This is a genomic window from Syntrophales bacterium (assembly GCA_030018935.1).
In the GTDB taxonomy this organism is placed as follows: domain Bacteria; phylum Desulfobacterota; class Syntrophia; order Syntrophales; family CG2-30-49-12; genus CG2-30-49-12.
Genome location: JASEGZ010000005.1, coordinates 34,490 through 54,794, shown reverse-complemented (window position 1 = coordinate 54,794; position 20,305 = coordinate 34,490). Strand labels below are relative to the sequence as shown.

The 20,305-nt window shown below is 51.5% G+C and carries 18 protein-coding genes; 7 read left to right on the top strand and 11 right to left on the bottom strand.

Annotation, left to right across the window (positions count from 1 at the left end; all coding sequences use genetic code 11):
* Positions 1-85: 85 nt before the first annotated feature.
* The 11 genes from QMD03_02160 to QMD03_02110 all read right to left on the bottom strand — a co-directional run bounded on the left by QMD03_02160 (position 86) and on the right by QMD03_02110 (position 10,767).
* The gene (locus QMD03_02160) at positions 86-829 is read right to left on the bottom strand and encodes a TlyA family RNA methyltransferase (GenBank protein MDI6776036.1); all 744 of its coding nucleotides are present in this window, start codon (positions 827-829) and stop codon (positions 86-88) included.
* The gene (gene dxs / locus QMD03_02155; GenBank protein MDI6776035.1) at positions 783-2,735 is read right to left on the bottom strand and encodes a 1-deoxy-D-xylulose-5-phosphate synthase; all 1,953 of its coding nucleotides are present in this window, start codon (positions 2,733-2,735) and stop codon (positions 783-785) included. The genes QMD03_02160 and dxs overlap by 47 nt, the downstream gene beginning before the upstream one ends.
* Positions 2,736-2,913: 178 nt before the next feature.
* Positions 2,914-3,837 (bottom strand): polyprenyl synthetase family protein, encoded by a 924-nt coding sequence (locus QMD03_02150; GenBank protein ID MDI6776034.1) that lies wholly within the window; start codon positions 3,835-3,837, stop codon positions 2,914-2,916.
* On the bottom strand, positions 3,834-4,067 hold the full coding sequence (locus QMD03_02145) for an exodeoxyribonuclease VII small subunit (protein MDI6776033.1): 234 nt from the start codon (positions 4,065-4,067) through the stop codon (positions 3,834-3,836). The genes QMD03_02150 and QMD03_02145 overlap by 4 nt, the downstream gene beginning before the upstream one ends.
* On the bottom strand, positions 4,048-5,433 hold the full coding sequence (gene xseA / locus QMD03_02140) for an exodeoxyribonuclease VII large subunit (protein ID MDI6776032.1): 1,386 nt from the start codon (positions 5,431-5,433) through the stop codon (positions 4,048-4,050). Before xseA ends, QMD03_02145 begins: the two co-directional genes overlap by 20 nt.
* A gap of 83 nt (positions 5,434-5,516) precedes the next feature.
* Positions 5,517-6,299 (bottom strand): DNA repair protein RecO, encoded by a 783-nt coding sequence (gene recO / locus QMD03_02135; protein MDI6776031.1) that lies wholly within the window; start codon positions 6,297-6,299, stop codon positions 5,517-5,519.
* 14 nt (positions 6,300-6,313) lie between these two features.
* Complete coding sequence (locus QMD03_02130; protein MDI6776030.1) at positions 6,314-7,621, bottom strand: dihydroorotase; 1,308 nt, start codon at positions 7,619-7,621, stop codon at positions 6,314-6,316.
* Positions 7,621-8,541: an aspartate carbamoyltransferase catalytic subunit gene (locus QMD03_02125; GenBank protein ID MDI6776029.1), complete on the bottom strand. Its 921-nt coding sequence runs from the start codon at positions 8,539-8,541 to the stop codon at positions 7,621-7,623. The genes QMD03_02130 and QMD03_02125 overlap by 1 nt, the downstream gene beginning before the upstream one ends.
* Positions 8,542-8,581: 40 nt before the next feature.
* Entirely contained in the window at positions 8,582-9,142 is a 561-nt protein-coding gene (gene pyrR / locus QMD03_02120; protein ID MDI6776028.1) for a bifunctional pyr operon transcriptional regulator/uracil phosphoribosyltransferase PyrR, read from the bottom strand.
* A 98-nt stretch (positions 9,143-9,240) separates the two neighbouring features.
* A complete protein-coding gene (locus QMD03_02115; GenBank protein ID MDI6776027.1) occupies positions 9,241-9,729 on the bottom strand; it encodes a hypothetical protein in 489 nt (162 codons plus the stop codon).
* Positions 9,730-9,828: 99 nt separating this feature from the next.
* Positions 9,829-10,767 carry an SDR family oxidoreductase gene (locus tag QMD03_02110; GenBank protein MDI6776026.1) on the bottom strand — a complete coding sequence of 313 codons (939 nt, stop codon included), beginning with the start codon at positions 10,765-10,767 and terminating at the stop codon, positions 9,829-9,831.
* Between the two features lie 506 nt (positions 10,768-11,273).
* On the opposite strand from QMD03_02110, the gene ilvB reads away from it, so the two are divergent.
* The 7 genes from ilvB (at position 11,274) to QMD03_02075 (ending at position 20,151) form a co-directional block, all read left to right on the top strand.
* Positions 11,274-12,959: a biosynthetic-type acetolactate synthase large subunit gene (gene ilvB, locus QMD03_02105; GenBank protein ID MDI6776025.1), complete on the top strand. Its 1,686-nt coding sequence runs from the start codon at positions 11,274-11,276 to the stop codon at positions 12,957-12,959.
* Between the two features lie 101 nt (positions 12,960-13,060).
* Complete coding sequence (gene ilvC / locus QMD03_02100) at positions 13,061-14,113, top strand: ketol-acid reductoisomerase (protein MDI6776024.1); 1,053 nt, start codon at positions 13,061-13,063, stop codon at positions 14,111-14,113.
* 5 nt (positions 14,114-14,118) lie between these two features.
* Positions 14,119-15,783, top strand: coding sequence for a dihydroxy-acid dehydratase (gene ilvD / locus QMD03_02095; protein MDI6776023.1), 1,665 nt, complete (start codon positions 14,119-14,121; stop codon positions 15,781-15,783).
* Positions 15,784-15,916: 133 nt separating this feature from the next.
* Complete coding sequence (locus QMD03_02090) at positions 15,917-16,864, top strand: hypothetical protein (protein ID MDI6776022.1); 948 nt, start codon at positions 15,917-15,919, stop codon at positions 16,862-16,864.
* Positions 16,865-16,957: 93 nt separating this feature from the next.
* The gene (locus tag QMD03_02085) at positions 16,958-17,704 is read left to right on the top strand and encodes an ArsA-related P-loop ATPase (protein ID MDI6776021.1); all 747 of its coding nucleotides are present in this window, start codon (positions 16,958-16,960) and stop codon (positions 17,702-17,704) included.
* 307 nt (positions 17,705-18,011) lie between these two features.
* Complete coding sequence (locus QMD03_02080) at positions 18,012-19,709, top strand: acyl-CoA mutase large subunit family protein (protein ID MDI6776020.1); 1,698 nt, start codon at positions 18,012-18,014, stop codon at positions 19,707-19,709.
* Positions 19,702-20,151 carry a cobalamin-dependent protein gene (locus QMD03_02075; protein ID MDI6776019.1) on the top strand — a complete coding sequence of 150 codons (450 nt, stop codon included), beginning with the start codon at positions 19,702-19,704 and terminating at the stop codon, positions 20,149-20,151. The genes QMD03_02080 and QMD03_02075 overlap by 8 nt, the downstream gene beginning before the upstream one ends.
* Positions 20,152-20,305: the final 154 nt, after the last annotated feature.

Here is a 20,305-nt window from a genome sequence, read left to right as displayed (position 1 = left end):
CTACTCAGGCTTGAGAGGCACAGAGGGGCAAAGGCACAAAGTTAATCCGGAGACTTCATCCTTTTTTCTTTGTGCCTCTCAAGCCTTATTTTTTTGCATAGATAAAGAATTCTCTGTTGCCGGCGGGCCCCAACAAGGGGGACTCGCATGTTCCCACAACCTCAAGGTTTAATCCCTCGCAGAATGCCGTCATCTCCTCAACCACCTTCCTCTGTAGCTCAGGATCCCTGACCACCCCTTGTTTTCCCACATCTTTTTGCCCCACCTCAAACTGCGGTTTAATGAGGGCAATGATCATAGCGCCATCTTTTATGAACTTAAGGACAGGGGAAATGACCAGTTTGAGGGAAATAAAAGAGGTATCTATCACGGCCATATCTACCTCATCATGAATGCCGGCGCCCTCGAAGTAGCGGATGTTTGTCCGTTCTATAACGGTCACCCTTCTGTCTTTCCTCAGTTTCCACGCCAGTTGACCGTAACCGCAATCAAGGGCATAGACCTTTCCTGCCCCTTCCTGGAGGAGGCAGTCGGTAAAACCGCCCGTGGAGGCGCCCACATCGAGGACAACGAGACCTTTTACACAGATGCCGAATGTCAGGAGGGCTCCTTTAAGTTTCAACCCTCCCCTGCTCACGTAGGGGTTATCGTCGCCCCTGATCCTGACTTCTCCATCCCGGGGCACAAGTACGCCCGGCTTATCCACCAGGCAATCCCCAACGATCACAGCCCCGGACATGATGAGCGCTCTTGCCCGCTCCCGTGTCATGGAGAGACCCCTGTCAACCAGCAACTTGTCTAATCTTTCTCTGGTGTTTTTTACATCCATATTCAGCAATCATACTTCGTGCAGCCGCGATGATACCATCTTCATCAATACCGTACATCCTTCTCAACTCTGCCTGCTGAGCATGTTCCACAAATTCGTCCCGGATACCAAGCCTTTTTACCGTGATTCCGTGAACTCCTTTTTCCTCAAACAATTCGAGGACGGCGCTCCCGAACCCCCCCATGAGGACATTTTCTTCCACGGTAATGATTTTCTTCAGGGATGCCGCCACCTCACAGAGGAGAGCGCCATCAATGGGCTTTACAAAGCGGGCGTTGATGACCATGGCGCTGATACCTTCCTGGCGGAGTTTTCCGGCAGCCGCCATCGCAGGATGAACGGTAGACCCGATGGCAAATATGGCCAGATCAGCCCCCCTCTCCCCTAACACAACCTCACCTTTCCCGATTTCAAGAGAAACCGGTATGTCATCGAGGGGTACACCCACTCCTTTCCCTCTCGGGTATCTCACGGAAACGGGACATCCACACTCCACCGCTGTTTTTAGCATATGCTGGAGTTCGTTTTCATCCTTCGGGGCCATCACAATGATATTCGGAATAGAGCGTAGATAGGCAAAGTCAAATAGTCCATGATGGCTGGGACCGTCTTCCCCCACAAGCCCTCCGCGATCGAGGGCAAGGACAACCGGCAGTTTTTGAAGACAGACATCGTGGAGAATTTGATCGTAAGCCCTCTGCATAAAGGTCGAATAGATGGCTACCACCGGGATCAGCCCTTCCGTGGCCAGACCGGCAGCAAAGGTCACGCCATGCTGTTCGGCGATACCCACATCATAAAACCGCTCCGGGAACTCGCTAACAAACTGATCGAGTCCCGTCCCCCCACACATGGCAGCCGTTATCGCCACAATGCGGGGATTGTCATGCGCCAGCTTTACCACCGTCCTGCCGAATATTTTCGTATAAGACGGGGGAGCGGCGTCTCTGGTAACAGTTTCACCCGTATCAATCCGGAAAGGACCTATCCCGTGAAACCGTAAAGGATCCTCTTCGGCAAACCTGTAACCCTTTCCCTTCCTGGTGATCACATGGACAAGAACCGGCCCTTGAAGTTTCCTCACGTTTTCCAGGTTTTTAATGAGATGATCCAGGCGGTGTCCCTGAAGGGGGCCTACATAGGTAAATCCTAATTCTTCAAACAGGGCACCCGGCACAACGAAGGTCTTCAGTGATTCTTCTATCTTTTTCGTGAATTTCAACATCTGTTCACCAATCTGGGGGATGGATTTCATGAAGTTCTTGATCTCCATCTTTAATTTGGTAACCCTCTGACCGGTCATAATGCGGTTCAGATAAGAGGACATGGCGCCGACATTGGGTGAGATGCTCATCTCATTGTCATTCAGGATGATGATCAGGTCCTTGTTGCGGTCTCCCGCCCAGTTGAGAGCCTCAAACGCCATGCCGGCCGCCATGGAGCCGTCACCAATGACGGCAACTACCTTAAAGTCTCCACCTCTCAGACATCTCGCTTCCGCAATGCCAGACGCAGCCGAGATGGATGTGCCACTATGCCCCGTATTGAAAACATCATAAGAACTCTCCTCTCTCCGGGGGAAACCACTGATTCCCCCCCTCTGGCGAAGGGTATCAAACAGGTCTTTTCGTCCGGTAATGATCTTGTGGGCATAGGCCTGGTGCCCCACGTCCCAGATGAGCTTGTCTTTTGGAGTATCAAAGACATAGTGGAGCGCAAGGGTCAATTCCACGCTACCCAGAGATGAGGCGAGATGACCGCCACGTCTGGATGTGGTCTCAATAATCTTATCTCTTATCTCCTGGGCCAGCGCATTTAATGCCACAATATCGAGTCCCCTGATATTATCGGGGAAATTGACCCTTTCTAAAATGTCGTATGTCGTATGTCGTATGTCATATGTCATACAAAACCCCCCGAAATATTGAACACAGCCGCCCTGCGAATTTGATCCTTCAAGCCCAAATCTTTGGCAAATTTATCCTTTAAACTCTCTCTTGCCGGTTTCCCTGCCATCTGCCACACCTTAATATCCTTTTAATATCCTTGGATTTCCCAATTTTCATCTATGTTTGACTTACGACTTATGACTTACGACTTATGACATACCTTGCTATCTCCCGCAAAGGACGAGCCCTGTGATCAAAGTCTGCAATATCGGTCAGGGCCTGTTCCACAAGCTCCCGGGCCTTCCTGCGGGACGTTTCCACGCCCATCAGGGCAGGAAAGGTGATCTTACCACGCGAGGCATCGCTCCCCGTGTTCTTTCCCAGCAACTTCCTGTCCCCTTCAATATTGAGGATATCGTCTGCTATCTGGAAGACGAGGCCCACATGCCTGCCGTATGCGGAGAGGGCATGGAGATCGTTTTTTCCGGCGCCGGCCAATAATGCACCCGCCCTGACAGAAGCAGAGATCATCGCCCCCGTCTTATGGGAGTGGATGTAATGAAGCGTTTCGTTATCGGCATCCTTCCCCTCCGATTGGAGATCAACCACCTGCCCCCCAACCATTCCGAAGTATCCCGCTGCCTCTGCAATATCATGAATTACGGTGAGAAGCAATTCCGGCGGGACATCTCCCATAACGTCCCGCCTTGACATCAGGTGGAAGGCTTCCGTCAGGAGGGCATCACCGGCCAGAATGGCAATGCCTTCACCAAACACCTTATGATTTGTCGGTTTCCCTCTCCTGTAATCGTCGTTATCCATGGCGGGAAGGTCATCATGAATCAGGGAGTAGGTATGGATAAGCTCCAAGGCGCAGGCCACCGGCAGGATTGAATGCAGGCTCTCCCCGCTTCCCCCTCCGACTGCCTCTGCCGAGGCCAGACATAAGATCGGCCTGATCCTCTTCCCTCCTGCAAAAAGGCTGTACCGGACAGCTTTAAAGATCACCGGCGGGTAGTTTTCCTCTTCGGGGAGGTAACGGTCAAGGGCCTCATCAATGATCCCCTTTTTTTCCTTAAGATACGCCATCAGGAAATTATGGTCATGTTCTACACTCACTGTTCCTCTTCCCCTTCTTGAAATGGCTTAATGACCGGTTCTTCCCCCTGTTTAAGGAGGATATCAACCCGCCTCTGTGCCTCATCAAGCTTGGCGGCACACAGCCGGGCGAGTTTTATCCCCTCTTCAAAGGCCTTGAGGGATTCTTCGAGGGTCATCTCCCCTGTCTCCATCCTTCTGACAATTTCCTCCAATTTCTCCAGCATACCTTCAAATTTTTCCTTCGCCATCCCTTTTCCTCTCCTCGTAAACCCTGGTTACCCGCGCATGAAAGCCGCCCTGTGAAACCTTGACGTCCACATCGCTTCCCACCGTGACGGCATCCGCCCTTCTGATGATGAGACCCTCGGGAAGGCTTCTGACGATACTGTAACCCCTGTTCAGGACGGATAGGGGACTCAAGGTATCCAGTACGGCCATGTCTGATCGCACTCTTTTTTTCAGGCCTTCTATGGCATTACGTAATTCGGCTATCATATTTTTCTGCAAATTTTCAAGGACAAATCGCCCATCCCTTATCCGTGACAGGGGGGCGGCATGTCTTAAACGGATATTCAGATTGAGTTCTTTGTGCCTCTGTATGGTCAATTTGTTGTCCAGGGCCGATTTGATCCGCTCGCAGCGATCATCAAGAGTGATGAAGAGATCGGCAATCCTTCTCCCCGGGTCTCTAAACCGCTCTCTCAGGGCGGACACCCTCTCGCGAAGTCTCTCCATGATCCGGTGTTGATGGACGATCATCCTAAGATGCAGGGATTCGAGGGATGTGATGAGTTTTACCTTTACCGGCACAACCAGTTCAGCCGCCGCAGAGGGCGTAGGGGCCCTGAGGTCCGCCACAAAATCGGCGATGGTAAAGTCCGTTTCATGTCCCACTGCGGAGATGATCGGAATCCGGGAGCGGTGAATCGCCCGGGCAACCCTTTCATCATTGAAAGGGGCAAGGTCCTCAAGCGATCCCCCTCCCCTGGCCAGAATAATCACATCTATATCCCCGACGGCATGCATATCGGCAATGGCGCCGGCGATTTCGTCAGGCGCTTCCGCACCCTGCACACGGACCGGGGCAATCATGATATCCACTGAGGAGAACCGCCGCCCTGTAATGTTCAGGATATCCCTGATGACCGCACCGGTCGGTGAGGTAATCACTCCGATCCTGTGAGGGAGAAAGGGAATAGGTTTCTTCCTCGCGGGATCAAAGAGACCCTCCGCCTCCAGGCGGGATTTCAATTGTTCGAAGGCCTTCTGGAGGGCGCCGAGACCCTTCAATTCCACGGCGCTGACAATCAGCTGGTACTCGCCCCTCGGCTGATAAACACTTAACCTGGCCCGGCAGATGACACTCATTCCCTCCTCAATATCAAATCCCTGGCTGCCACCATTGTCGAGACCCGGTCTCTGCACGAAGGGAGACCGGAAGATAACGGCCCGGATCTGGCTCTTTTCATCTTTAAGAGTGAAGTATAGATGACCGGAAGCCGGCCGGCGCAGGTTGGAAATCTCTCCTTCCACCAGCAGGAGATCAAAGCTTGATTCGAGAAGGTGTTTGATATTTTCGTTTAATGCGGAAACGGTAAGTATTTCCCTGAACATGAGACATGGGACTACCAGAGATTGAAGCGAATGACAAGAACAATTTTGGAGAGGTTGCGGAAAGATTTTTTCTGTTTTCCCTGTTAAATTCCCATACTTCGGATTTCACCGAGGGCACGTAGAGACTTTAACTCCTTTCCAAGAAGATACTGGATAAAGCTAACAAGGAGAACTCTGCTCTCCTCTGCTGACTGCCCCGACAGGAGCAACCTGTTAATCTGACCCGGCTCTGACCAGGCTTCCTCTCCCATAAGGAGCATTTTGATGGCGCCAAAGGAAACAGGGAGGGAACCAAAGCCACTGGGGCAGCAGGTGTTGCATCTCAAGCCGCCCTCTTTCACATTGAATCTGTAAGTGTACACATCGCTCACCGGTTTTTTGCAGGTCAGACACCGATCTAAAACCGGTTCATACCCGCTGAGCTTGAGGAGACGTATCTCAAAAAACCGGACCAACCACTCCGAGGTGTCCCCGGCATCAATAATGGTCAGGAAGTCCTGCAATAGTCTGAATAAATTACCGTTTTCTTTCCCTCCCCTGGTGAACTGGTCAACCAGATCAACCAGATAGGAAGCGAGAAGCATTTTCTCCAGGTCATCCCTGATATCGGGATAGGAGTTGATGATATCGCAGTCTTCGATGAGGGCCAGGTTATCACGGCCTTTTCTCGAAAAGAGGGTATGGGAACAGGCAAACGGTTCCAGGGCATTGTTGGCGAATCTCCTGCGACTTCGCCTCGCCCCCTTGGCGATTCCCTTGAGTTTGCCGAAATCGCTGGTATAGAAGGTTACAATCCGGTCGGATTCTCCATAGTCCAGACAGCGGAGGACAATCGCCGGCGTCTTAAAGGTGTTCCTTGTATTCATATCAACAGCGCACCTTAAGTCTCCCGATGTTTTATCCCCCCTCCCACGATGGTCAGTATCGCCTTTCCCTTCACCGTCCAGCCGAGGAAAGGAGAATTCTTACCCTTGGAACGCAACCCATGGGGATCAACCGTCCATACCTTTTCCAGGTCAATAACGGTGATGTCGGCATCGGCGCCTACCTGCAGTGTCCCCTTCGGTATATGGAGTATCCTTGCCGGATTGGCGCTCATCTTTTCAATTAACTGGTTCAGGGTGAGGATGCCGTCAGTCACTAATTTCAGGCTAAGGGCGAGGGCGGTTTCCAACCCGGCGATGCCGCTTGCAGCATATTCGAACTCCACTTCCTTGTCGGTAATGGCATGTGGAGCATGGTCAGATGCAATTGCGGCTATAGTGCCGTCCCTGAGCCCCTCTTTTATTGCTATGATGTCTTCCATACTCCTCAGGGGCGGGTAGACCTTTGCATTGGTATCAAATTCTTTCACCGCCTCATCGGTAAGAGAAAAGTAGTGGGGAGCCGTTTCCGCTGTTACCTTCACTCCCCTTTCTCTGGCATCCCTGATCAGACGAACCGCTCCTGCGGTACTGACATGGGCAATATGGAGGACCGTTCCGGTAAATTCGGAAATGATAATATCCCTGGCAACCATCACATCTTCCGCCACGTCAGGGATGCCGGCAAGCCCCAACTCGGTGGATACTAACCCTTCGTTTATCGTCCCCCCTGCCGACAGGCTGACATCCTCGCAGTGGGAGATGATCGGCATGTCAAGAGAGGAGGCATACTCAAGCGCCCTCCTCATCAGGGCGCTGTTTGTGACTGGTTTCCCGTCATCTGAGAAGGCCACAGCGCCGGCATTCTTTAAATCCCAGAACTCTGTCATGGTGACCCCTTTAGACCCCCTACTGATAGCAGCGATGGGGTACACGTTAACAAGGTTACACTCCGCCGCCCTTCTGATGATAAACTCAGTTACCGAACGGTTATCGTTGACCGGTCTTGTGTTGGGCATACAGGCAACAGAGGTAAATCCCCCATGGGAGGCAGCTTCGCTCCCTGTCCGGATCGTCTCCCTATACTCAAATCCGGGTTCCCGCAGGTGGGTGTGCATATCAATTAATCCGGGCGCCACTACCATTCCCAGAAGGTCAAGGATCTTAAAGTCTGCCACGGATGTCTTTGGGGAATCCACGCCGGACCGGTAAATATCTTTCCCTATCGCAGCGATTTTTCCGCCTTCTATAAGGAGGTCCATCTCACCGTCAATATTCTGGGAAGGGTCAATAATTCTTCCGCCCCGCAGCAAGAGCCTATCCATTATTTACCTCCTGTCAACAGGTAGAGAAGCGCCATCCTCACAGCAACACCGTTAGTTACCTGGTCAAGGATCACCGAGTAGGGGCCATCGGCGATCTCGGGGGCGATTTCCACCCCCCTGTTGATCGGTCCCGGGTGCATGACCAGGACATCGTCCTTCGCCAACTTGATATTCTCGCCGTTAAGACAGAAATAATTCGCATACTCCCGCAGGGATGGGAAGAGGTTTTCCTGCTGCCTTTCGGTCTGTATCCGGAGCATCATGATGATATCGGCATCTCTTATGGCCTCTTCCAAACGGTAGCAAACAGTCACCCCCATCCGGTCAATATAGCGTGGCATCATTGTGGCGGGACCGGCCACGGTGACATGGGCGCCCATCTTGGTAAGACCGTAAATGTTGGAGCGGGCCACCCGACTGTGGGCAATATCACCGACAATGGCTACCTTGAGACCGGCGACCTTTCCCTTTTTTGCCCTGATGGTCATCAGATCCAACAATGCCTGGGTCGGGTGTTCATGTGCCCCGTCACCGGCATTGATAATTGGCTGCTTCATAATCCTGGCCAATATTTGTGGCGCGCCGGCGGCGCTATGCCGGATGACGATTACATCCGGATTCATGGCCTCCAGGTTCCTCGCCGTATCAATAAGGGTTTCCCCCTTGACGATGCTGCTTGTCGTTGATGAGATGTTGATCGTGTCGGCGCTCAACCTCTTTCCGGCGATCTCGAAGGATGTTCTTGTCCTCGTACTGGCCTCAAGAAACAGATTGATCACGGTTTTACCCCTTAAGGTAGGAACCTTTTTGATGTCTCTTGTAGATACCTCGATAAAGGATTCCGCCGTCTCCAAAATGAGATTAATTTCCTCAACGGTAAGGTCTCTGATTCCTAAAAGGTCTTTCTTTGATAGCTTCATGGAAAGGAGCTCAAATAAGTTCCAAGTTATCTATTATCGGTTAGTTATTGACCCCTGACCCCTGACCACTTTCTTCAATTACCACCTCATCCCTGCCGCTCTTCTCTGTGAGGTTCACGCTGACGGCTTCCCATAAAGACGACGGCAGGTCCTTACCCACAAAATCCGCCCTGATGGGAAGTTCACGATGGCCCCTGTCAATAAGCACCGCAAGCTGGATGAGTTTAGGTCTACCGAAATCTATCAGGGCATCCATGGCAGCCCTTATCGTCCTGCCGGTAAAGAGGACATCGTCCACAAGAATCACCTTCCTCTTCTCCAGGGAAAAGGGGATGTCTGTCTTTCCTATCTTTGGCTTTCTATTGGTGGAGAGTAAATCGTCCCTGTACATGGTAATATCCAGGATGCCCAGGGGGATTTCAACCCCTTCTATCTTTGCAATCTTCTTCTGCAGCCTTTCCGCCAGAAAAACTCCGCCCGTCCTGATCCCGATGAGGATCAGTTCCTCTGTGCCTTTATTTTTTTCGAGGATCTCGTGAGCAATCCTGGTAAGGGATCTGTCAATGCCCGCTGCATCCATGACTATTCTCTTCTGTTCCATTGCTCCGCTTCCTTACGGAATCCGGCAGTAGGGGGCAGGTTTCAAACCTGTCCCCTACAAATTAACACCAGACGGGTGAGCCGCTCTTTGATTATCCTTCATGCGATGATTTTATCAATCGCCAGGGTGAGGCACCTCTTTATCTCCTCTTTGCCCTGTCTGTAAATCTCATCCCCTTTCCCTGAAGGGTCTTCTATATCGCCATTGCTGCCAACAAATTCTTTCAAGGTCCATAATTCCTTGCCTTTAGCTTCGGGGTAGCTGCCTATCCATTCCTTTTGCTGCTTAGTCATGGTAATCAGCAAATCCGCCCCCGCGATAAATTCCGGGCGCCTTTTCAGGTCCAGAGAAGATTTCTGATCGTCGAGGATGATTCCCTCCTCTTTCAAGGAAAGTCTTGCATCAAGAGATACAAGGGCTCCGTTACGGGCATGAGGAGCTATCCCTCCGGAGTTAACCTCAATTTCTGTATCTACATGCCGGTCTTTGAGCATTTTCTTGAATATAGCCTCTGCCATCTGACTCCTGCAGGTGTTTACATCACAGACAAACAGGACCGACCTGTAGGGTAACTCTCGTTTGTTCATCTGTTTTAAACTTTAACCCTATATAAGTATGCCTCCTCATGGGCAAATTTAACTTCTCGTTGCCCATCTTTTCCAGAGACACCAGTCTTTGGGGAATTGTTAAGCCATTTTTGACATTTCCCCGAAGATAGTTTCCATCTGTTCCTTGGGCGCCAGACCTGCCAGCAAATCACTTTTTATCTTTTTCCCCAGTTCATCTAAATCCCATTCGCCCGCCTTGGAAATTCTCTTCATCGAAGTCCAACCTCTCATGACCCAAACGTTTCCTCCTCCAACTCTGAAGACCTCCCCGTGGATATCACCTGCCTCTTCACTGGCCAGATAGACCACTACGGGAGAAACATTCTGCGGTCCAAGGGCATCAAACTTACCTTCCTGTGGCTTTCCCATAATAGCGGCGGTTGACGGCGTGGCCTCCGTTGTCAATCTTGTCCTCGCCAGGGGGGCAATAGCGTTACAGGTTACGCCGTATCTCTTCATCTCCTGGTCCATAATGATAGTCATGGCAGCAATAGCAGCCTTCGCTCCCCCATAGTTCAGTTGCCCTACGTTCCCAAGCAGACCGGCGTCAGAAGTAGTGCTTATTATCCTGCCATTGAGGATATTTCCCGCCTTGTGCTGCTCTCTCCAGTATACACATGCATGATGGGAACAATTAAAGGTGCCCTTGAGGTGAACGGCAATGACTGCATCCCAGTCCGCTTCACTCATACTGAAGGTCATTCTGTCTCTCAAGATGCCGGCGTTATTGACCAGGATATTCAATTTTCCAAAAGTATCAACGGCACACTGAATGATCCTCTTCGCCCCCTGAAAATCAGCAACACTGTCGTAATTTGCAACGGCCTCTCCTCCCAGGGCCTTAATCTCATCCACCACTTCCTGGGCCGGGGTCTTGCTTGCCCCTGTTCCGTCAAAACTTCCACCGAGATCGTTTACCACTACCTTTGCCCCTTTTTTAGCAAATAGCAGTGCATGTTCTCTCCCAAGACCTCTGCCCGCTCCTGTTATTACAACAACTCTACCTTTAAGATCCATAACTTACTCCTCCTTAAAATATTTATTTTCCCCGTTTCCCCCTCAAGAAATACAATTCATGACAAGAAAACACGATTACTGTTGCGGGAACAAGGCTATCAAAAAACTGTCTCATGTGCAAGGCAAATTTACCTGTTACTGGTCAGGAAGAAGCTGAAAGCTGACCGCTGATAGCCGAATGCTTAATTTGGCTTGACACCATCTTTAAAATTTACTTGACAACGTTCGCGGAACCTGTTACGAGAGATTCTCCTTAAAGAGAGGATAATTTGATATGCATTGTTTAAACGATGTAACCTATACCGGCAATCTCGTAGTAATAATTACAGGGGTACTTATTCCCTTCCGCAAGGGAGCTGGTTGATGGCTTGCGTTTGACATGCCTTTTAAGGATTTAAAAACCGTTACCAGCCCCTGGTAACGGTTTTTTTGTTGTAAAAATTCAATGACAGAATCTCATTCCGGCTTGTCCGCCGCTCAGGGAAAAACGGGGAGGATATGAAAGTATGGAATTAACAGGATCACAAATCTTTTTTAAGACCTTAAAACAGGAGAACGTGGATACCATCTTCGGTTATCCAGGTGGTAACGTGATGGATATTTATGATGAGATGACAAGGCAGGACATCAAGCATATCCTGGTACGGCACGAACAGGGCGCTATACATGCCGCCGACGGGTATGCGAGGGTCTCCGGCAAGGTTGGTGTTTGTTTAGTGACCTCGGGGCCGGGGGCTACCAATACAGTAACCGGTATTGCTAATGCCCGCATGGATTCCATCCCGGTTGTCGTCTTTACCGGACAGGTCCCGACAACAATGATCGGCAGTACCGCTTTTCAGGAAGTTGATATCACCGGCATTACAATGCCATGTACGAAGCGTAATTTTCTGGTCAGGCGGGTTGAGGAATTAGGGGCAACCATTAAAGAGGCATTTCATATTGCCCGCACAGGACGTCCCGGACCGGTATTGGTTGATCTACCCAAGGACGTTATCCAGTCAGTTACAAACGGGGGGGAATTATCATATCCCCTGAGCGCCCCCGATAATACATACAATTCGTGGGAAAAGAAGTGTCCGGAAATCCTCGACCTGATCACTAAGGCCAGGAAGCCTCTCCTTATTACCGGAGGTGGCGTAATCCGCGGCAATGCCTCACATGCGTTGAGACTATTCGCGAAAACCCTCAACATACCTGTTACCTCAACGTTGATGGGACTCGGGGCATTCCCCGGAGCAGATCCCCTCTGGCTCGGCATGCCCGGAATGCACGGTACCTACTACGCCAACATGGCTATTAGTCATTGCGACCTTTTGATCGCTATAGGCGTTCGGTTTGACGACCGTGTCACCTCCAGGGTTGATGCCTTTGCTCCCCATGCCAGAATAATTCACATTGATATTGACCCCGCAATTATCAATAAATCCGTCAGGGCCGATCTAGCGATTGTGAGTGACTGTAAGTCTATCCTGGAATTTCTCAACCGTCGTATAACTGATGGTCATTTTAATATCCCTGAAGAACAGATAAGTGATTGGCTCCGTCAGATCATGCAGTGGAAAAGGGAGGCGCCTCTAGGGTACTGTAAGAAGAGCGAAAAAATCAAACCCCAGGAGGTCATTGAAAAACTGTATCGGCTCACCGGAGGAGAGGCGATCATCACCACCGATGTGGGACAGCATCAAATGTGGACGGCACAATTTTACCGTTTCGATCATCCCCGGACCTTTGTTTCCTCAGGTGGCCTGGGCACGATGGGTTTCGGATTGCCGGCGGCAATAGGGGCGCAGGTAGCCTGTCCTAATAAGCTCGTCATTGACATTGCCGGAGACGGCAGCATACAGATGAACGTTCAGGAACTGGCAACAGCAGTACATTACCATCTGCCGGTTAAAGTGGTTATCTTAAACAATCATTTCCTGGGCCTGCCCCGCCAGTGGCAGGAATTATTTTATGGAAGACGCTACTTCCAGACCGACATGACCCATGCCCCTGATTTTGTAAAACTGGCCGAAGCTTACGGAGCCCGTGGTTTGCGGGCAACAAGGCCGGAAGAGGTAGAAACCCTCCTCAGACAGGGTCTCGATACACCAGGTGTGGTGGTAATGGATTTTCATGTTGAACCAGAGGAAGGTGTTTATCCCATGGTCAAACCGGGGGCGCCCCTGACCGAAATGGTCCTCAGTTGATTTCTATGGTATTCTTGACACACCGAAAGAGAAGTGGTAAGCGTGGATAAAGATTAAAAAAATAAGAAGCGGTGACTCGCATTTTCAGGAAGGGGTAAATTATGGCAAAGATCAACTTTGGCGGTGTGTGGGAAGAGGTGATAACCTCCGAAGAATTTCCCCTCGCAAAGGCCCGGGATATCCTGAGGGATGAAACGGTGGCTGTCCTTGGCTACGGTGTCCAGGGGCCGGGACAGGCATTGAACATGAGAGACAACGGCATCCGGGTTATCGTCGGACAGCGGGAGGGGGGCCCGTCCTGGCAGAGGGCGGTAGAGGACGGATTCATCCCCGGTGAGACCCTCTTCTCACCGGAAGAAGCTGCCCGGCGGGGAACCATTATCCAGTACCTGCTCTCCGATGCAGGCCAGAAGGTCATGTGGCCGGTGATCAAACCCTGCCTGGAGGAAGGAAATGCCCTCTATTTTTCCCACGGGTTTTCCATTGTTTACAAAGACCTGACCGGTGTCATCCCCACGAAAAATATAGACGTGATCCTGGTGGCCCCTAAAGGGTCGGGGCGCACCGTCCGCAGCAACTTTCTTGCCGGCAGCGGCATCAATGCGAGCTATGCCGTTTTTCAGGATTATACCGGGCGGGCAACAGAAAGGACCCTTGCCCTCGGGATTGCTATCGGTTCGGGTTATCTTTTCTCTACGACCTTTAAGAACGAGGTATACAGTGACCTGACGGGAGAACGGGGGGTCCTCATGGGCTGCCTGGCCGGTGTCATGGAAGCTCAGTATAATCTCCTCCGGAAAAATGGTCATACCCCCAGTGAGGCCTTCAATGAGACGGTGGAGGAACTGACCCAGAGCCTGATCCGCCTTGTTGCGGAAAACGGCATGGACTGGATGTATGCCAATTGCAGCACCACTGCCCAGCGGGGCGCTCTCGACTGGAAAAACAGGTTTCGGGACGCCGTTGCCCCCGTTTTCGATGCCTTATATGAAAGGGTTGTCTCAGGTAGGGAGGTCCAGATCGTGCTCGAGGCCAACAGCGCCCCCGACTACAGGCAGCGGCTCGAAAGGGAGTTGGAGGCGATGAGAAATATGGAGATGTGGCAGGCAGGCGCCGCCATCCGTTCCCTAAGACCGGAAAAGAGAGAAAAATAAAAAACATGAGAAGTGACATCATGAAAAAGGGCCTGGAAAGGGCCCCCCATCGCTCTCTCTTCAAGGCCATGGGATACACCGACAAGGAACTCGCCCGGCCCCTGATCGGTGTGGTGAATGCGGCAAATGAGATCATCCCCGGCCATATCCACCTCGACATGATTGCACAAGATGTTAAGGCCGGGATAAGGATGGCCGGGGGAACACCGGTTGAATTTCCCGTCATTGGCGTCTGCGATGGGATTGCCATGGGTCACACGGGTATGAAATACTCCCTCGCCAGCCGGGAGTTGATCGCCGACTCCATTGAGGTAATGGCCATGGCCCATCCCTTCGACGGCCTGGTATTTATTCCCAACTGCGACAAGATCGTCCCCGGTATGCTCATGGCGGCCCTCCGCTTGAACATCCCCTCCATATTCATCAGCGGTGGTCCCATGCTGGCCGGTACCTACGAGGGGAAAGCGGTTGATCTGATCAGTGTCTTCGAAGGGGTGGGAGCGGTAAAATCCGGCCGGATGACCCAGAAGACGCTGAAGTCATTAGAGGATTGTGCCTGTCCGGGATACGGATCATGCTCGGGGATGTATACGGCAAATTCCATGAACTGCCTCACCGAGGCCCTCGGTCTTAGCCTGCCGGGGAGTGGAACGATCCCCGCCGTCCATGCCGCCCGGAGGCGTCTCGCCAAAGATACAGGCATGAGGATCCTCGCTCTCCTTAAGAAAGATCTCCGTCCGCGGGCAATCGCCACCTTCGAGGCCTTCGAAAACGCCATGGCGGTGGACATGGCCCTCGGTTGCTCAACCAACACCGTCCTCCATATTCTTGCGATCGCCCATGAAGCGGGAATCAGGCTAAACATTGACCTGTTCAATACCATCAGTGAAAAGACCCCTAATATCTGCCGCCTCAGCCCGGCAGGGCCACACCATGTCGAGGATCTTGACCTGGCCGGCGGAGTTCAGGGCGTGATGAAAGAGATCAGTCCGCTGGGCGTGATCCATCTGTCCTCCCTGACCGTAACGGGCAAAACCGTGGGCGACAACCTGAAAGGTTTCCGGGTCGTCAACCATGACGTCATCCGCTCCATTGCCGCACCATACCGTCATGAGGGAGGCATTGCTATCTTGAGGGGAAATCTCGCCCCCGATGGCGCGGTGGTCAAGCAGTCGGCAGTTGCGCAGAATATGCTGGTAAACGAGGGCCCCGCCCGCGTCTTCGACGGAGAGGACGAGGCTATGGCCGCCATCCTTGGCGGAAAGATTCACCCCGGTGACATCGTGGTAATCCGCTACGAAGGCCCCAGAGGGGGACCAGGGATGCGGGAGATGCTTGCCCCCACTTCCGCCCTTGCCGGGATGAGGCTCGATGACAGGACGGCCCTGCTGACGGACGGGAGATTCAGCGGCGGGACAAGGGGGGCAGCGATAGGTCACATATCGCCGGAGGCGGCGGAGGGCGGGCCCATCGCCCTCATCCGGGAAGGTGACAGGATTGCCATTGACATCCCCCATAAAAAGCTCACCTTGTTGGTAAGCGAAGAAGAATTGGCCAGAAGGAAAAAGAGTTTCCAGCCTCGCCCCCCTCTCATAACAGGCGGGTACCTTGCCAGATATGCCAGACTGGTCACCTCAGCGGGTACCGGCGCCATCTTCAAGGACAAATAGCACAGTTCACCTGCCATTTCAAAATAGGTGTTTATTCTTCCTTTCTGTGGCCTTTCTGTGGCATTTCAGGCTTGAATTCTGTCAATCTTTCTGGTAGAAAGAAATCGTCTTAAAGATGGGAGGAGGCGTGTCCATGAAAGTCCTTGCCTCAACGGGAAGAGAAGATGTTGCCATGGTCTATATGGCCGAGATCAGACAGGGAAAGCTGGTGGAATTTGTGGAATCTGTGCAGCCACCGCTACCGAGAGAAAAGAAGTGGGTTCTGATCGTCTCCACTCTGTTTGGTTGTCCCGTGAGATGCCTCATGTGCGATGCGGGAAGCTATTACGAGGGTAAACTATCCCGGGAAGATATCTTCGCCCAGATAGACTTCTTAGTGAAAAAGAGGTTTCCCGACGGCAGCATTCCGGTAGATAAATTCAAGGTTCAGTTTGCCAGGATGGGAGAGCCTTCTTTGAATTTAAATACCCTTGATGTCCTCGAGGAACTTCCCCATCGTTACAACGCCACCGGCTTAATCCCCTCAATTTCTACCATTGCTCCGACAGGTACTGATAGATTCTTTAACAGACTCATAGAGATAAAGAACAAGAGCTATTCCAGAGGACGATTTCAGCTTCAGTTTTCCATTCATACGACAGATGAAAGATTGAGAGACCACCTGGTTCCGGCAAAGAAGTGGAATTTTGCCAGGCTGGCTGAATATGGAGAGGAATTCTATGTTAAGGATGACAGGAAGATAACCTTGAATTTTGCCCTCGCCGCGGAGACGCCGGTTGATCCGGGAATCCTTCTGAGACACTTCGATCCCGGTAAATTCTTAATTAAAATAACCCCGCTAAATCCAACTCATCAGGCAGTGAAAAACAGGCTTTCCTCGTATATTGACCCCTATCAGGAGGAAAAGGATAATCAGGTAGTGAGGGAACTCCGTGCCTCCGGTTACGAGGTTATCGTCAGCATCGGCGAGATTGAAGAAAACCATATTGGCAGCAACTGCGGCCAGTACGTGATGAGACACTTAAAGGCAAAGGAGCACATCAAAAACGGATATACCTACAGGACGCAAAAGTATTCATAAGGATGACGGGAGGCGTATCCGGGAAGCCCCGCCTTCCCCCATCCATAGCGGGAGTTGTTCTGCGTTTCTCTATCAAAATCAAAGGAAAGAGGCATGAAATTAGCGGTGGCAGGAAAAGGCGGAGTGGGAAAGACATCCGTTACCGTCTGGGTGGGTGATTATCTGGCCCGCTGTGAGGAAGAGGTCTGGCTGGTAGATGCGGACACGGCCCTTTCCCTCGGGCAGGCCCTGGGTCTGCCGGAGGGCGAAATTCCCACGCCCTTAATCCAGGAAAAAGAACTCATCCGGGAACGGGTGGGAGAAGGTTTAATCCATCTCAACCCGGAAGTGCAAGATCTACCGGAGCGCCTCGCAAGGCGGGCAGGGAATCTCAACCTCCTGGTTATGGGTGGCATTGCCGCCGCCGGTGGCGGCTGTGCCTGCGCGGCCAATGCCCTGCTGAAGGCCCTTCTGGCCCACCTGATCATCCAGCGCAGACAATGGGTTATCGTTGATCTTGAAGCGGGAGTGGAACATCTGGGCCGGGGTACGATCCAGTTTGTGGATGGTCTGATCGTGGTCAGTGAACCGAGCCTCAGGAGCCTCCAGACAGCCTCCCGCATCAGCACCCTGGCCAGGAACATGAGACTAACCCGACAGGTATTGCTTATAAATCGGGCTACCAATGATTTCAGGCTCCCGGAAATCGAGGGCCTGCCTCCCCTTGTGGCTACTATCCCCCATCTTCCCTCTCTTGCCAATCGGCAGTTAAACTCCCCTTCGGTCCTCAACCTTATTGAGCGGGATGAACTTGACCGTGCCGTTGGTCAGATACTGGCCGGACTTAGAACCAAAAACTGAGCTCCTCTCTGAGAGGAGACATTACCACAGGTTAATCATCCAGATGGTACACTTTTCATTACCATCTTGGGTCCACTATTGCATTACCGTTGACATTGACCGAAAAAGGCATCCAGAACGCCGCCTGTGATGCCTTTTTATTGACAGGGGAGCACAAGGGTTTCTATAATTGTAGGAAAAGTTACAAAACATCTTGAAGTAATAATGTAAAAAAAAGATAACATAAAATGTTTAACAGGATAAAGCGAGACAGGTTAAGATTGAATCAATCTTTTAATGTTATTTGATTAGGAAAGGAAAATTTGCCATGTTTACAAAAGAAGCCCTCGAGAAGACAAAAAAGATGTTGGAGCAATGGGAGAGAGAGGTAGAAGATATCTATAAAAAGAAGCTGAAGTTTGAATCTCCTCAATATACTTCAGAATCCGGGATACCCCTCAAGTATGTTTACACGCCGGATGATGTGAAGGATTTAGAAGTGGAGGCGCCCGGGGCTTTCCCCTATACCAGGGGGAACAGGGCGCTGGGGTATCAGTATATGCCCTGGATGATCCAGTTGCTCCATGGCTACGGCACCAGCGAGGAGACGAGGGAACGCACCAAATACCTGGTAAAGGAAGGAATGAAAGGATACGGAGAACAACCGGCCGTCCTCTTTGCCGTGGATACTCCTACCCATTGCGGTTTTGATCCCGATAACCCCAGGGCGCGCGGCATGATTGGTCTGGGCGGTGTCAATATAACCACCCTCGAAGATATTGACACCCTCCTTAAAGACTACGATCTCCCCAATACCCGCGTGGCCGATAACATCAGATTCACCTGCCTGCCCTTCCTGGCGATGTATGTAGTCTACGCCGAAGGCAGGGGACACAGTCCCGGGGAGTTAAACGGTCAAAGCCAGAATGGATTGGGTAACAGGTGCCTGACCACCAATCTGCCGTCTCCTGTCCCTGATACCCAGTACAAGCTGGAGATCGAGTTGATAAAATATACCTCCCAGGCTATCAAGAGGTGGAACCACACAAACCTCTGCGGTTATGTCTTAGGGGAAATGAATGCTACGCCGGCCCAGGAACTGGGAATCGTACTTTCCAAGGCCATTGACCTGGTTGAAGGGGGGATAAAGGCCGGCCTTAAGCCGGACGATTTTGTTCCCCGGTTCAGTTCTCAAGTTCACTTGGGGATGAACTTCTTTGAAGAGATAGCAAAACTCCGTGCATGGAGACGGATGTGGGCAAAGATCATGAAGGAGAGGTTCGGCTGCAAGGATCCGAGGTCCCTCCAGTACAGGATCCATGTGCATACCGCCGGTTCTTCGCTCACATCCCAGCAGCCTTTGAATAACATTACCCGCTCCACCCTCCAGGTGCTGGCCTGTGTTCTTGGTGGCGTGCAGTCCATGCATACCAATTCTTACGATGAAGCTATCGGCCTGCCTTCCGAGGAGGCGGTGCGTACGGCCATCCGGATAAACCAGATCGTCCTCCATGAAACGGGGATACCCCAGGTGACTGACCCGCTGGGTGGTTCTTACTATTTAGAATGGCTCACGGACAAGGTGGAAGAAGAAACAGAGAAGGTCAGGAGTGAGATAGAAAGCCGGGGGGGCTATTTCGGGTGCATAAAGAATGGCTGGCTCCGCCAGCTCTTAGAAAAACAGAGCATAAAATGGCGTCAGGAGGTTGATAGCGGGGAGAGGGTCGTCGTGGGTTTGAATAAGTTCAGAGTGGAAGAAGAGGAAGAAGTGCCGGCTTTTACCGGATACCAGCCTGAGATCGAGGCAGAGATCATAAAGAGGACGGAAAAATGGAAGAAGAACCGGGACAACAGCAAGGTGAAAGATTCCTTAGAGAGGGTGAAGGAGTCCATGGTGAATTTTGATGCGGTGGAAAAGGCAGGGATCCTTATGCCTGCTTTGTTAGAGGCCGCCAGGGCTAAATGTACACTGGGTGAAATGATGGAGTCAATAGTAGAGGTCAGTGGAGGTAGAATATATGCTTAGAGAGGAAACCATGAAAGACCAGGGCAAGGGGAAGGGGAAGGGGAAGGGTAAAATGAGGGCCCTGTTGGCGCGTTTTTCTCTGGACGGACACGACCGGGGGCTTCTCTCTGTCATGAGCAGTTTCAGGAATAGAGGTATCGAGGTTGTCTATACCTACTTTAGTGATCCGAAAGAACTGGCTAAGGCAGCCGAACAGGAGGATGTGGACATTATAGGCATCAGCAGTTCTATGGGAGAGCATTTCTACGTCGCCTCCAATCTGGTGAAAGTGCTGAATGAACAAAAGATAGAAATACCGGTGATCATGGGGGGTGTCATCCCCACGAGGGATATACCTGAACTTTTGGATATGGGGATAAAGAAAGTATTCAAGCCGGGCTCGGCGCCGTGCGAGATCGTGGACTTTGTCTTTGAGATGTCAAAAAATTCGCTAAACACCTGACTACTGTAATTAAAAATGGGAGGATTTAGAAATGTACTATGCTGAGAGATTGGCCAACTGGTCGGAAAACAAGACCTACCTCCTGCCTGCCCTTCAGCATAGCACAAAAAAACGTCCTGTTCCAAGGGAGGAGAAAGAAGGATGAAAGAAGAGG